The organism is Micromonospora sp. M51 (assembly GCF_018070305.1).
Classification (GTDB): domain Bacteria; phylum Actinomycetota; class Actinomycetes; order Mycobacteriales; family Micromonosporaceae; genus Micromonospora; species Micromonospora parva.
In genome coordinates, this window is record NZ_JAGPXZ010000113.1 from 1 (window position 1) to 11,828 (window position 11,828).

An 11,828-nucleotide genomic window follows, 5' to 3' on the forward strand; every position below is an offset into this window, starting at 1 on the left:
ACCGACCTCCACGTCCATGAGGCCAACCCGGCGAAACTCACCAGGTGGATCCGTGGCAACAGGTCCATCGAGAACAGGGTCCACTGGGTGCGGGACGTCACCGACGACGAAGACCGCTCCCAGATCCGCACCGGCACCAGACCCCAAGTCATGGCCGTCCTCCGCAACGCCGCCATCGCGCACTACGCGCCGCAGGCATCACCAACATCGCCGCCGCCAACCGCCACCACGCCCGCGACAGCACCCGCCCACTCGCTCTACTCGGCATCACCTGACGACTTTGCCGGGGCCCTGCTTCCTGAACGGTGACCTCGAAGGCGTCAGGACCGACGGCCCGGGTTGTCCGTCGAGTGAGGAGCGGCGGACCCGAGGACGGCAGACGTGAAATGATGGCGCGTTTCGTTCAAGGGCCGTGGATGATGACCGGCGTGACTGAGAATGGCGGCGGGTTCGCGGAGCAGCGCCTGTACGACGCGGTGGCGCAATGGAACGTCGAGACCGGGTACGGCTTGGCGGACCTGATCCATTCCGCTTGTCAGGCGTTGGTCGACGGGCTGGACTCTCCGACGCTGCGTGAACTCGCCGGTGCTTCGGTAAATGATTCTTCCTGGGATATCCGTGATCTCGTGGGCAAGTCGTTTGAGGAACTTGGGATCCCCTGTCCGGGCACTGTTCCCCCGGGCTTCACCCTTGCCTCAGGTGGAGGAGTCGTCCGTCGACCAGGAGTCGACTCTCTCCGTCTGGAGGTATCGCCGGTGCCCGGCGACGCAGGCGGCGGCTTCCAAGTGCAGGTCTACGTCAACGGCACGGAGATGACCTCTGCCGGAGCAGGCCTCGGGATGGACCCGTACGACGTCCTTGTTCCCACCAATCGTCTCGCGGCCACCCCCGAGCCGAGGACCGTTGCCATCGCCCGATGCGAGTGCGGTGTGTACGGCTGTGGATCCACGGACGTCATCATCGTGCGTGACGGCGATCTGGTGCACTGGGACTGGTCGCTCGAGGTGCCCATGATGCGGGGTGTCTCCTTCGCAGCTGCGGAGTACGACGCTGAGGTCGCGCGGGTGGCTGCGGATCATTCGTGGGAGACGCCGGAGCGTACGGCCGGACGACATGTCCTGACGGACATGGACCGCGATCGGCTGCTCACCTACGGCCTGAGACCCAGTTGGGCCGCCAACGACTACGGCAATCAGGAGCTGTTCCGGGTCGCCTTGCAGCTCGACGGTGACTACCAGATCTTCGTTGACACCCCGTGGCATGGCCGCAGACCTGGGGAATTGGCGGGCGAAGTGTGTGCCACCTTGGCACTCCCTCCCAGCGCCTGGCACGCCACCTGGCACGCCATCATCCCCACGATCGCCAAACCGCCGAAGATTGCGGGGCCGTCCTGGCGACCCGCGCGGTTCTAGCAGCGGCAGGCCGGCACCCGGCGTCGGGCTTGCTGGGCCGACGCCGGCCTCACGCGGACCCTTGGAGGTACCGCCGATGACCACTCCCGAGGTCGACGATGGCCAGGCGCAGCTTTGGCGGATCACCATCCCCGTGATCGCTTCGGCCAGCGAGGTCGATGCCTTGACCGACCGTCTGGTCGAGACGCTCTGCCCGGACGGCGTCCACGAGGGCCCCTGCCTGACTCGTCGCGGCTATCAGTGGGATTCGGGATAAGCCTGATCGTCCATGGTCGGCTCGTAGGAGACGATCTGTTTCGCTGCCGGGTTCAGTCGAGCAGATAGTCGGCCGGGACCGCCTCGGTGAGCCAGACGCCGTTGGCGCTGCGGTGGAACACGTGCCCGGCGGCGGCCATCGCCGCAGCGTCGATGGTGAGGATCACGACCCGACCGGCCCGTCGGGCCCCGACCCGGTGGGCGGTCTCGGTGTCGGCGGAGAGATGGACATGGTGCCGGCCGCCCCGGTGCAGGCCGGTGGCCCGGATCGACTCCAGCGCACCGGCGCCGGTGCCGTGATAGAGCCGGTCCGGTGGGGTGACCGGGGGCAGCCCGAGGTCCACCGGAACCGAGTGGCCCTGGTTGGCTCGGATCCGCAGCACCCCGTCGGGGCCGCGCGCGACAGCGAACCGCTGCTTGTCGTTGCCGGCGACGACCGCGTCCAGCTCGGCCCGCTCGATCCGTAGGGCGGCGAGCAGGGCGTCGACGGGAGTCCAACCGGCCGGGTCGAGCACCAGGCCGGCCCGCCCGGGATCGTGCCGCAGTGCCTTTGACATCCGTTTGCTCAACGTGACCATGCGCTCGCGTTCCACTGTGGCATTGTGGTCGATTTCCGTCGCGTGGATCGAGAGGTTTTCCGGCGGCACCGAACCCGGGCTTGGTGAGCACCTGGCTGGCGGCCGACGGCGACCCCACGGTCAGCGGCATCGCCCACGGCAACGCCGGGCTGCGGATCCGGTTCTCCCGGGCCGGCGCGTTCGTGCTGAAGGCCGACGAGGTGACCGTCCAGAGCCTGGCCAACCTCGCCGAGGTCGACCGGCGGATCCTCGCCCGGCACCAGGCCGGGAAGTGGGAGCGGGGCTGGGTGCTGGTGAGCGAGGTGGCCCGCGGCGGACCGGCAATCACTGTGGTCTCGGGCAGCTCCGACGGTGAGGCCTTCGTCGACCTCGGTGTGACGGCGGCGGCAGCCGGCCAGCCGCTGGCCGCCGCCGGCGCGGGGATCGCCCTCGGTACCCGCCGTGGCCTGGCCGGCTACTTCGTCAGCCCCACCGAGACGACAGTGCTGTGGCGGGGCCGCTGTGTACGGGATCCCTGGTGGTCGTCGAAGGCCTCGATGAGTGACCGGGGCGACCAGATCCACGCGGAGATGGCGGCCGACGACAGGGGCCTCCACGTCGTCGAGATCGAGCACCTTGAGGACATCCCGACCGACGACGCGTGATCAGGTGCCGTGTACGCCAAGGAGCGGTTCGGCGCCTCAGCTCCAGCCCCTTCCAGTCCGAGCCCACAGGTCCTGGTCCACCGGCCGAGGGTCTTGTCGCAGCCACGTGACGATGCTCTGTACGTGGTCCTCGGGTGACCCCGAGGACGATTCCATTCGAAGGGCGTCGTCGAAGTACGGGAACGCCTCAGCGCGCTCGCGGACGAGTGCTTCGTCAAGATCCGTGGCTTGGGGGCGCCCCCGGAAACGGCTCACGGCCTCGTCGGGAGTCACGAAGAACTCGACGACCCAGAGTGGCGCGGCGGATCCCGCCAACGCTTCCACGAGACTGGCGCGCTGGTCACCGCGGGCGTAGGTGCATTCGAGCACCACGGTCTCTCCACCATCGACGAACATTCGCGCGAGGAGGTGCGCACCGGCGTACGCGCGCAAGCGGTCGTCACGATTCCGATCGGACTCAGGGAACAGAAGCTCGAACAGAGCGTCGACCTCCAGGTAGATCCGGCAGTGACCTGAGGCGGTCAGCACCTCAGCCAGAGCCCTTCCCGCAGTGGACTTGCCCGAGCAGGGAGGGCCCGACAACACGACAACCCCGCTGCTGGCCATGTCCCCTCCCGGTCTCATGATCGTCGTCCTCGTCGGAGGCGGCCCGAACTATTGCCCCAGTGCGCGCTGAGATCGGCTGAGGGCCCCACGGACCTGCGAATCGGCGGTGACCACCCGGGTGGTGGTCACCGCCGATTGCGTGGTCGGACCGGTCAGGCGGCCGAGCAGGCCGTGTCCAGCTCCTTGACAGCGGCTTCCAGTGCCTTCTTGCTGGGCTTGGCGTCGGCGGACTTGTTGTACGCGTCGCTCAGGCCCATCATCTCGTTCTGGACCTTCTCGGAGGCGGCGGTGACTGCCTCGTTGGCACCCATCGAGTGCGCCAGGATCGCGACCGACCCGGCGGCCCACTGGGCACTGACCGCGAAGTGCCCGGCCGGCGGGCCGATCTTCTCCGCCTCGGCGATCTTGGTCGCGTTGTCCTTGATGTCCTTCTTGATGTCGGCGCAGGCCTTCGCTGTGGCCGCACCGTCGGCTGCGGGGCTGGCCGCGGTGGTGGCCGCACCGGCGGTCGGGGCGGCGCTCGTGGCCGCCGGGGATGAGGAGGTCGAGGTGTCCGTAGATTCGGGCTGCGGATCGCAGCCGGCCGTGGCGATCGCCGCCGCAACGGCCACGCCAGTCAGGACGAGTCGAGTTCGGTTCATCGATGTTTCCCCCGTGATCTTCATGTTCGGCGCACGCTACCAGCCATGGTCGATCCGGTGGGGTCAGTTAGTGGTCGACGAGCACCGAGCCCCAGGGCTGCAACTGGACGCGACGCGCGCCTCACCGAGGACCTGGTTGGCGCGGCGGCGCCGTTACTGTGAACGAAGGCAGCCGCGCAGTGCATTCTGTGGCCGTTCCACATACGTGCGCCAATGGCGGCCTCCGGCTCGGGCTGCCGTCTCAGGTCGGCAGAGGTCCGGCCGTTCTACCCGTTGCGAAGGGTCGTGATGATCCGGTCGCGGTCCCCGGACGCGATCGCGTCCAGGATGCCGGTGATCCTGGCATCTTTCTCGGCCGCCTTGATGACCTTCGTCAGGTTCGCGCGGTCGGTGTAGAGGGAGCGCGCGAGTTCGGCGATCGGCAACTCCTCACTCGGCACCCGCGCGTACCCCGCCAAGCCGAACTTGAGGGAGTGGCGGGCTTGCTGGAGCTGTGCCTCGCCCGCCTCGCGCATCAGCCATGCGCTGACGACCGGTCGTGCCATGCCGGGCGGTTGGGGCGTGTCCGAAGCTATTGCATCGTCACCGCTTCCGTACTCCAGGGCAAGGTCGGTGACCCATCGGGCGTAGGTGCCGTAGGCATCAAGAACGTTGTACGTGTGTACGACCTCGATGCCGCCGCCAGCCAACGTACGAATGATCTTTGACTCCTTGGGGCCGACTTCCTCGGGCACGATTGCCACAACCCGGTCCCGCCATCCACAGAACTGACTGGCGGCCCCGGTGCGCAGGCTGTGGGCCAAAAAGATGCGGGCGGCGTCGTCGTATACGTCCTCCTGAGGGGTGCCCGCTGCCACCCTCCACATGAGAGACGGGTCCCCGGGCGTCCAGTCCCCATCCTCATCCAGCGCGATGTCGCTTTCGTACAGGACGGTCTCACCCGACTGCACCACTTCACCGAGCACCCGGCCGGTCTGAGAGATGAAGCCGGCGATGTACTCGGACGTATCGGTGTCGACCTCTGCGGCAAGACGGTGCCGTTCGGCCGGGTCGTCGACCGGGGTGGCATGGCGTGGGGTGAGCGGGCTCGCGAGGTGCCGGAGATCAGCGAGTGTCATGAGTACACACTACACACCCCTTCGTCGTCCAGATCGGACTGCGCGTCGACGACCTGACGTGAGCGCTACCGGCGCTCCGGCCGCTGAGTCACCGATCAGTCAAGCCAGCAGATCACCGCAGCACTGTCCCGGGCGGCTGCGGCGAAGAAGGCCTGGACGTCTGGTAGATAGTGGGCCACCCAGGCCAGTTCGCTGGGTCCTTCCCAGGGGCCGGGGTAGATGTTGGCCCGTTTCAACTCCTGCGGGTCGACGCCCCGGATGAGGTCGTCCGCGGTGAGCGCAGCCAGTCTCGAGGCCGCCGTCGCTACGTCGATTGGTGCCAGATAGGAGGGTGGCCCGTAGCCCCAGTCGTCCTCGAGGTTTTCCAGGAAGTCGAACATCTCGTCGCTGTCAGGCTCGACATCTGGCAGCTCCACGAACCTCTCGGTGCCCAGAACCAGCGGAGTTTCGAAACCCAGCCGATCGAGGAGGAAATCAAGCCCGTCCCATGCCTTGTCGGTGGAAGCCCAACGTTCGGAGTTGTCGTCCCGTTCCGCCATGGCGAGGTCGTACGCCCAGCCGAGGTCAGTTCTGGCCCGCTCCAGTTCGGCCGGTGAAACGCGCAGCCAGTTGCCGTTCATGCTCACCGCGCGAGACTAGTACTTCAACGTCAGCTGGGCTGTCTGCGCTGGCGGTGTCGTGCATGGCGGCGGCACCGCCGGCGTGGCTCGCCACATCCGACGGTGCCGCGTCTGGAGGCGGTTCGGTGCGAACGAAACCGCCCCACCAATGCGACAGTGAATCCTCGCTCAGGCCAGGGGAGATCCGGTGACCGGATCGAGCAGCAGTTCCTCGACGTCGACGATGTCGCTGACGTCGAAGCCCCGCATGTCCGCCGCCAGTTCGGCGCTCGCGACGTAAGCGGTGGTGAATTCGGCGGGGTGGGTGCCCTCCCGAAATGAGAGCAGGGCGATCAAACGGTGCGCGCCGGCCTGGTGATCGGTCCAGAAGCCGTGCACTGTGACACCGAATGCGGGCATGCTGGCGACATGCCGTGGCCAGTGCACTGTGGCGTACTGCTGGAGCGCTTCTGCCGTGCGCAGGGTGTAGGTCCGGATCTGATACATGATCTGACTCCGTCCGGGGTGTGGGGTCAGTTGATGGAGCTACGCCCCTGCGGCCGCTGTCTTGGCGGCCTTGATTGCCGAGTCGAAGTCGGGCTTCACGCCGATTTGTGCGAGCAGCACGTTCGCCGCGTTGTAGCAGTCGAACCTTTCGATTTTTCCGTCCCGGAGATGCCAGAGATCTGCCGTCGGCACGTCGATCCGGTTACCGGTCGGCGGGATTTCACCGGCCGGGGTGGGGAACCCGCCGAGATGCGTTCCCTGAATTCGGAGTTCGACGGCAACGACAGCACCGAGCGCATGCACGGCGAGTAGCTCGCGGTGGACGTCGGGAAAGACGCTGGCGAAGCCCATCAATGCCTGCGGAATCTCGTCCCCGCGGAAGCTCATCGAGTTCGGCATGTCGTTGAACGCCCCGTCCTCGGTGAACAGGGCGCGAAAGCCATCCCCGTCCAGGACGCTTCCTTCCGCCAGCCGGTATGCCTCGCGGACAACCTCTTCGTTAGTTCTCACGTCGCTCTTCCCTAAGCCCTGGTGTCGCTACCGGAATTGAGTGCCGACGCCCGCCAGGAGTCGAGTATTGACGGGCGCTCCAACCAAGCTAACAGGTTTTTGACCACATGGTCAATAACGTATGCTTGCTCACATGCCTCGTCCCCGTAAGTTCGTCGAAAGTGATGTCGTCAGCAGCGCCGGCGAGGTGTTCGCGGCGCACGGCCTCGCCGCTGCGACGCTGGACGACCTGGTGCGGGCCACCGGTCTGGGGAAGCAGAGCTTGTACAACGCGTTCGGCGGGAAGCGGGAATTGTTCCTCCGAGCGCTCTCCGAGGACCGCGAGGAAGCGACGCGCGCCGTCTCGGAAGCACTCGGGCACGAGGACGCTTCGGCGCTGGAACAAATTCGAGGCCACATGCTCCGGCTGGCGATCGAGCTCAGCAGCAGTGATCGGCGGGTCTCGCTGACCACGCGGGCGCTTGTCGAATCGACAGGCGAGGATGACCCGCTGTCGACGGCCACGAAGGCCGGTATCGAGCAGCTCGCCGAGGTCTATGCCCAATGCCTGGAACATGCGCGGGAGGACGGGGATCTACCGGAGGACGCGAACGTGCAATCGTTGGCGGTCTACTTCGTCGCCGTCACCCGAGGGATGGAGTTGCTCGGCCGCGCCGGTGTCGGCCGCGCCGTTCTCACCGCAGTCGCGCTCGACGCGCTTCGCGCGCTCCACGGTCAGCGGATGGAAGCTGTCGATGGTTCCCCGTCCCTGCGGGAATGACTGCCGCCGCCGGCGTCCGCTCAGGTCGTGATGCGCGCACCCGGTTGCCGGGCTCCGTCCTCTGGCTGTTGCCTGCGTGGCACCATGGTGCGTTATGGATCATGAGGGGCAGTTTCGTCGGGCGGCGCTCGCGTTGGGCCTCCCGGACGACGAGGTCGGCCGGTTCGTCCAGCACCTGCGTCTGTCGATCCGGCTGAGCGGGGGAGTCGGCGGTGTTCCGGTCGGGCAGTTCGGTGGGTTGCCCCGACTGCCGGTGGGCATGGACTGGCCGTCCGACGGGGTCAGCCCGTTGCCGTTCATCTTCTCGGTCGATTGTGCGGCGCTGCCGAGAGTCGACGGTTTCGGCCTGCCGGCAGACGGCTCGCTGCTGTTCTTTCTGAACCACGAGCAGGCCGCCGCCACCGGGGAGCGGCGGTACGGGCGAGTCGTGTATGTGCCGGCCGGTACCGATACCGAGGTGGCGACGGCATCCACCGACGAAGCGTTCGTCGGCGAGCAGTACGACGTCTCTGCCACGCTGCGCGCGGAGTTCCCCGGTTGGTTCGGGGTCGACGAGGACGACGAGGACGACGAGGACGACCTGTCGCCCGTTCAGCAGCAGGTGGCCCGTGACCTCGAACGTGACCTGCCGCACCTGGACGAACTCTGTGCGCTGGCCAACGACCTCTGGCCGCCGAACAGCGAGTACGTCAGCGCCTGGATCGGCGGGTATGCCGACGAGAACGTCGTCCAGAGCTTTGCGGAGCAGACCCTCGCGTGGCGCGAGAAGACCGGCGAGATCGTCATCCCGGTCGCGAAGTGGTATTCCCAGGTGGAGTTGGAGACGCACCGGCTGACGAGTGAGTGGGTGTCGCTCGCCCGCTTTCCCGTCGACAACGAGCTCTATTACCGCAGCGTCGGGAGTTTCGTGATCCGTCACGACGACCTGGCCGCTGGTCGGCTGGACGAGGCGCTTTCCGTGGCCGAGCTGGTCCCATAGAACACCGGCGGCGCCCGCCGGTGCCTGACGTCCTGCACCGTCGCCTCGCTTCGCCTCGCCGGGCTGGTTCAGAAGGGTCGTCGGGTGCCGACAGGAGCTGACGTGCCCAAGAAGCCGCGCGCCGGTTGGGCAGCGCTCAGGCGCGGGTCCTGCCGCCGCCGAGAGCGCGTAGCGCGTTGAGGATCACGGCCACGTCGATGCCCTCCTGCAGGAACGCGCCGGCCACCGGGGGCAGCAGGCCGAACGCGGCGGCGATCATCGCCACCACCGCCAATCCCATGCCCACGCCAGCACTCTGCGCCGCGATCGTCCGCGACCGGCGGGCGATCTCCACCGCGTCCGCCAACCGGTCCAGCCGGTCCACCGACAGCACCGCATCCGCGACGTCCGCCGAGGCCGTCGCCCCGGTCGCCCCCAGTGCCACGCCCACTGCGGCGGTTGCCAGCGCTGGTGCGTCGTTGATCCCGTCGCCGACCATCACCGTCACCGCCCGGTCGGACTCGGTCCGTACCCGGGCCACCTTCTCGTGCGGGGAGCAGCGGGCGACCACGTCATCCACGCCCACCGCGCGGGCCACCCGCTCGGCTACCTCCGGCCGGTCCCCGGTCACCATGATCACCCGTTGAAAGCCGGCCTGCCGCAGCCGTCGTACGGTGTCCTTCGCGTCGGGCCGTACCGGGTCGCGGAGAAGCACCGCCCCGGCGAGGACGCCGTCCAGGCCCACCCAGACCGTCGACAGGCCGTCCTCCTCCGCCTGCTGCCGTGCGCGTGCGGCCCAGTCCGGTAGGTCACCGCCGTGTTGGCCGACCCGGACCAGCCGGCCGTCGACCCGGCCGCGCACCCCCTGTCCGGGCTCCTCCGTCACCTCGGTGGGCGCCACGAGCCGACTGCTCCGGTCCTTGGCGGCCCGCACTATCGCGGCGGCCAGCACATGGGAGGACAGCTGTTCGACTGAGGCGGCCATCCGCAGCAACTCGTCCCCGTCGCCGCCGGGCGCGGTCAGCACCCTGGCCATCTCCGGACGCCCTGCCGTCAGCGTCCCGGTCTTGTCCACGAGCAGCGTCCGCGCCCGGCCCAGCAGTTCCAACGAGCCGCCGTTGCGGACCAGCACACCGCGCCGGGCCGCCCGGGACAACCCCGCCACTATCGCGATCGGGGTGGCCAGCAGCAACGGGCACGGAGTCGCCACCACCAGTACCGCCACCGCCCGCACGAACTGCCCGGAGGCCGCCCACGCGATACCGGCCAGGATCAGGGTGAACGGCACGAACGCCGCCGAGTACCGGTCGGCCAGCCGCACCATTGGCGCCTTCTCCGCGTTCGCCTCCTCCGCGAGCCGGACGATTCCCGCGTAGGTGCTCTCGGCCGCCACCGAGGCGACCCGCAACCCGAACGCCGCGCCCGCGTTGACCACTCCACTGGCCAGCCGGTCCCCGGCCCGGCGCTCGACCGCCTGGGACTCGCCGGTCACCGCGGACTCGTCCAGCGTCGCCGCGTCCTCGGCGAAGCCGTCCACCGGCACGACCTCACCCGGGCCGACCAGCAGTCGATCGTCCTTCCGGATGTCGTTCACGTCGACGTCCTGGATGTCGCCGTTCGGACCGCGGCGCCGTGCCCGGCGGGGTGCTCGCGCCAGCAGCTCGTGCAGGTCCCGGGTGGCCCGCCCCTGGGCGTAGCGCTCCAACGTGTGCCCACTGGCCAGCATCAGCGCCACCACCGCCCCGGCCAGGTACTCACCGACCAGCAGCGAGGTGGCCAGAGCCAGAGTCGCGATCACGTCCACGCCGATCCGGTGCCGCCGCAACGACTGGACCAACCAGCGCAGCGTGACCAGCAGGGTGACCGAGGTCGTCGCCGCCCAGCACACGTCGGCGGCCCCGCGCTGGCCCGCGAACCACAACCCCGCGCCCGCCAGCACCGGCACCGTCAACACGACCAACGGCGCGACGTCACGCCACCGTTGCGCAGCAGACCCGCCAACCACGTCCCACCCCCACGTCGAGGGGCCATCGCGCACCCCTGGCCGGCGAAACCATGGCCGGCCGGGTCCGGCGCCGGCGAGTAACAAGAGTCTCAACAACGCGAGGCCGGCGTGGTCGAAACATCATGATTTTCCGAGGTCGGCCCCGACCGCGCGGGTGCCGGCCGACGCCCACGCGGGCGGGCCCCGGATCCGGTGCCGCGCTCGGTCGGGCGGGTGACCTCTCTTGACCGCCACCGTGCTGCTTTACTATGTTCCTAGTAAATCAGTAAGGGGTCATCGTGTTCGTCTTCCGGCTCGACACCCGCTCCGGCGTGCCGCCGTACCTGCAACTCGTCCAGCAGGTCCGCCAGGCGGTGCTGCTGGGCTTCCTCCAACCCGGTGACCGCCTCCCGCTCATCCGAGAGGTGGTCGAGGACCTGGCGATCAATCCGAACACCGTCGCCAAGGCGTACCGGCAGATGGAGCAGGAAAACCTGGTCACCGGCCGGCCCGGCCAGGGCACGTTCGTCAACGAACAGCAGTCGGCCGCGATGTCGCCATCGACGTACACGTCGCTGCGCCGCGGCCTGGCGACCTGGCTGCGCCGCGCCTACGACGCCGGCCTCGACGAGCAGGCGGTCAACGCGCTCTTCACCTCCGTGCACCAGCAGACGCGAAACGAGGACGTGGCGTGACAGCGACCGAGTTCGCGCTGCGCACCGACGCTGTGGGCAAGCGGTACCGGAAGGGCTGGGCGCTGCGTGACTGCACACTGGCCCTGCCGGCGGGCGGCGTGATCGCCCTGGTCGGGCCGAACGGCGCGGGCAAGACCACGCTGCTGCGCCTGGTCGTCGGGTTGCTGGCACCGAGCACCGGCACGGTGGAGGTCCTCGGCCACGACGTCACCGCCAGCACCCCGCAAACGCTGTCCCGGGTCGGGTTCCTGGCCCAGGACCACCCGCTGTACAAGCGCTTCACCGTCGCCGAGATGCTCCGCTTCGGCCGGGCCTGCAACCTGCGGTTCGACCAGGGGCTGGCGGAGCGCCGGCTGGCGAAGCTGGGCATCCCGCTCGACCGCAGGGCCGGCACGCTCTCCGGCGGCCAGCAGGCCCAGGTCGCGTTGGCGCTGGCCCTGGCGAAGCGGCCGGACCTGCTCGTCCTCGACGAGCCGGTGGCCAGCCTCGACCCGCTGGCCCGGCACGAGTTCCTCCAGGTCCTCATGGGCGCGGTGGCCGACGGCGAGGTGACCGTCCTGT

At 68.6% G+C, this 11,828-nt stretch carries 15 protein-coding genes and 1 pseudogene; 8 read left to right on the forward strand and 8 right to left on the reverse strand.

The features are described from left to right. From KBX53_RS36245 to KBX53_RS09025, 3 genes and pseudogenes are all read left to right on the forward strand, one after another. Positions 1–275 (forward strand): annotated as a pseudogene (locus KBX53_RS36245) (ISAs1 family transposase); the annotation flags it as partial. Positions 276–389: 114 nt separating this feature from the next. Continuing rightward, the gene (locus KBX53_RS09020; RefSeq protein ID WP_210858577.1) at positions 390–1,412 is read left to right on the forward strand and encodes a hypothetical protein; all 1,023 of its coding nucleotides are present in this window, start codon (positions 390–392) and stop codon (positions 1,410–1,412) included. A 76-nt stretch (positions 1,413–1,488) separates the two neighbouring features. Next, positions 1,489–1,668, forward strand: a complete 180-nt coding sequence (locus KBX53_RS09025) for a hypothetical protein (protein ID WP_210858579.1) — start codon at positions 1,489–1,491, stop codon at positions 1,666–1,668. Between the two features lie 52 nt (positions 1,669–1,720). On the opposite strand, the gene KBX53_RS09030 is transcribed toward KBX53_RS09025, so the two are convergent. Continuing rightward, positions 1,721–2,260, reverse strand: a complete 540-nt coding sequence (locus KBX53_RS09030) for an RNA 2'-phosphotransferase (RefSeq protein ID WP_307857781.1) — start codon at positions 2,258–2,260, stop codon at positions 1,721–1,723. Between the two features lie 68 nt (positions 2,261–2,328). Between KBX53_RS09030 and KBX53_RS09035 the strand changes: the two genes are divergently transcribed. Then, positions 2,329–2,889: a hypothetical protein gene (locus tag KBX53_RS09035; RefSeq protein ID WP_030328464.1), complete on the forward strand. Its 561-nt coding sequence runs from the start codon at positions 2,329–2,331 to the stop codon at positions 2,887–2,889. 36 nt (positions 2,890–2,925) lie between these two features. On the opposite strand, the gene KBX53_RS09040 is transcribed toward KBX53_RS09035, so the two are convergent. From KBX53_RS09040 to KBX53_RS09065, 6 genes are all read right to left on the reverse strand, one after another. Continuing rightward, on the reverse strand, positions 2,926–3,495 hold the full coding sequence (locus KBX53_RS09040; RefSeq protein WP_210858581.1) for an AAA family ATPase: 570 nt from the start codon (positions 3,493–3,495) through the stop codon (positions 2,926–2,928). Positions 3,496–3,647: 152 nt separating this feature from the next. Next, positions 3,648–4,136, reverse strand: coding sequence for a hypothetical protein (locus tag KBX53_RS09045; protein WP_210858583.1), 489 nt, complete (start codon positions 4,134–4,136; stop codon positions 3,648–3,650). Positions 4,137–4,402: 266 nt separating this feature from the next. Continuing rightward, positions 4,403–5,254: a hypothetical protein gene (locus tag KBX53_RS09050; protein ID WP_036410741.1), complete on the reverse strand. Its 852-nt coding sequence runs from the start codon at positions 5,252–5,254 to the stop codon at positions 4,403–4,405. A gap of 95 nt (positions 5,255–5,349) precedes the next feature. Next, a complete protein-coding gene (locus tag KBX53_RS09055) occupies positions 5,350–5,874 on the reverse strand; it encodes a DUF1877 family protein (protein WP_210858599.1) in 525 nt (174 codons plus the stop codon). A gap of 168 nt (positions 5,875–6,042) precedes the next feature. Further along, positions 6,043–6,360, reverse strand: coding sequence for an NIPSNAP family protein (locus KBX53_RS09060; RefSeq protein WP_210858585.1), 318 nt, complete (start codon positions 6,358–6,360; stop codon positions 6,043–6,045). A 39-nt stretch (positions 6,361–6,399) separates the two neighbouring features. Then, positions 6,400–6,870 (reverse strand): nuclear transport factor 2 family protein, encoded by a 471-nt coding sequence (locus KBX53_RS09065; RefSeq protein ID WP_210858586.1) that lies wholly within the window; start codon positions 6,868–6,870, stop codon positions 6,400–6,402. Between the two features lie 133 nt (positions 6,871–7,003). On the opposite strand from KBX53_RS09065, the gene KBX53_RS09070 reads away from it, so the two are divergent. Together KBX53_RS09070 and KBX53_RS09075 are read left to right on the forward strand one after the other, a co-directional pair. Then, positions 7,004–7,630, forward strand: a complete 627-nt coding sequence (locus KBX53_RS09070) for a TetR/AcrR family transcriptional regulator (protein WP_247675339.1) — start codon at positions 7,004–7,006, stop codon at positions 7,628–7,630. 94 nt (positions 7,631–7,724) lie between these two features. Continuing rightward, positions 7,725–8,609 (forward strand): DUF1963 domain-containing protein, encoded by an 885-nt coding sequence (locus KBX53_RS09075; protein WP_210858590.1) that lies wholly within the window; start codon positions 7,725–7,727, stop codon positions 8,607–8,609. 136 nt (positions 8,610–8,745) lie between these two features. Here KBX53_RS09075 and KBX53_RS09080 read toward each other — a convergent pair whose 3' ends face one another. Beyond that, positions 8,746–10,593: a heavy metal translocating P-type ATPase gene (locus KBX53_RS09080; RefSeq protein WP_210858592.1), complete on the reverse strand. Its 1,848-nt coding sequence runs from the start codon at positions 10,591–10,593 to the stop codon at positions 8,746–8,748. A 278-nt stretch (positions 10,594–10,871) separates the two neighbouring features. Between KBX53_RS09080 and KBX53_RS09085 the strand changes: the two genes are divergently transcribed. Beyond that, a complete protein-coding gene (locus tag KBX53_RS09085) occupies positions 10,872–11,267 on the forward strand; it encodes a GntR family transcriptional regulator (protein WP_030328446.1) in 396 nt (131 codons plus the stop codon). Then, the coding region (locus tag KBX53_RS09090; protein ID WP_210858594.1) for an ATP-binding cassette domain-containing protein at positions 11,264–11,828 on the forward strand (565 nt) is incomplete at its 3' end. The genes KBX53_RS09085 and KBX53_RS09090, both read left to right, overlap by 4 nt.

Coding starts and splice junctions, on each gene's coding strand:
- KBX53_RS09075 (WP_210858590.1), top strand. CDS start 7,725: ATGGATCATGAGGGGCAGTTTCGTCGGGCGGCGCTCGCGTTGGGCCTC.
- KBX53_RS09055 (WP_210858599.1), bottom strand. CDS start 5,874: ATGAACGGCAACTGGCTGCGCGTTTCACCGGCCGAACTGGAGCGGGCC.
- KBX53_RS09045 (WP_210858583.1), bottom strand. CDS start 4,136: ATGAACCGAACTCGACTCGTCCTGACTGGCGTGGCCGTTGCGGCGGCG.
- KBX53_RS09020 (WP_210858577.1), top strand. CDS start 390: ATGGCGCGTTTCGTTCAAGGGCCGTGGATGATGACCGGCGTGACTGAG.
- KBX53_RS09025 (WP_210858579.1), top strand. CDS start 1,489: ATGACCACTCCCGAGGTCGACGATGGCCAGGCGCAGCTTTGGCGGATC.
- KBX53_RS09070 (WP_247675339.1), top strand. CDS start 7,004: ATGCCTCGTCCCCGTAAGTTCGTCGAAAGTGATGTCGTCAGCAGCGCC.
- KBX53_RS09060 (WP_210858585.1), bottom strand. CDS start 6,360: ATGTATCAGATCCGGACCTACACCCTGCGCACGGCAGAAGCGCTCCAG.
- KBX53_RS09040 (WP_210858581.1), bottom strand. CDS start 3,495: ATGGCCAGCAGCGGGGTTGTCGTGTTGTCGGGCCCTCCCTGCTCGGGC.
- KBX53_RS09050 (WP_036410741.1), bottom strand. CDS start 5,254: ATGACACTCGCTGATCTCCGGCACCTCGCGAGCCCGCTCACCCCACGC.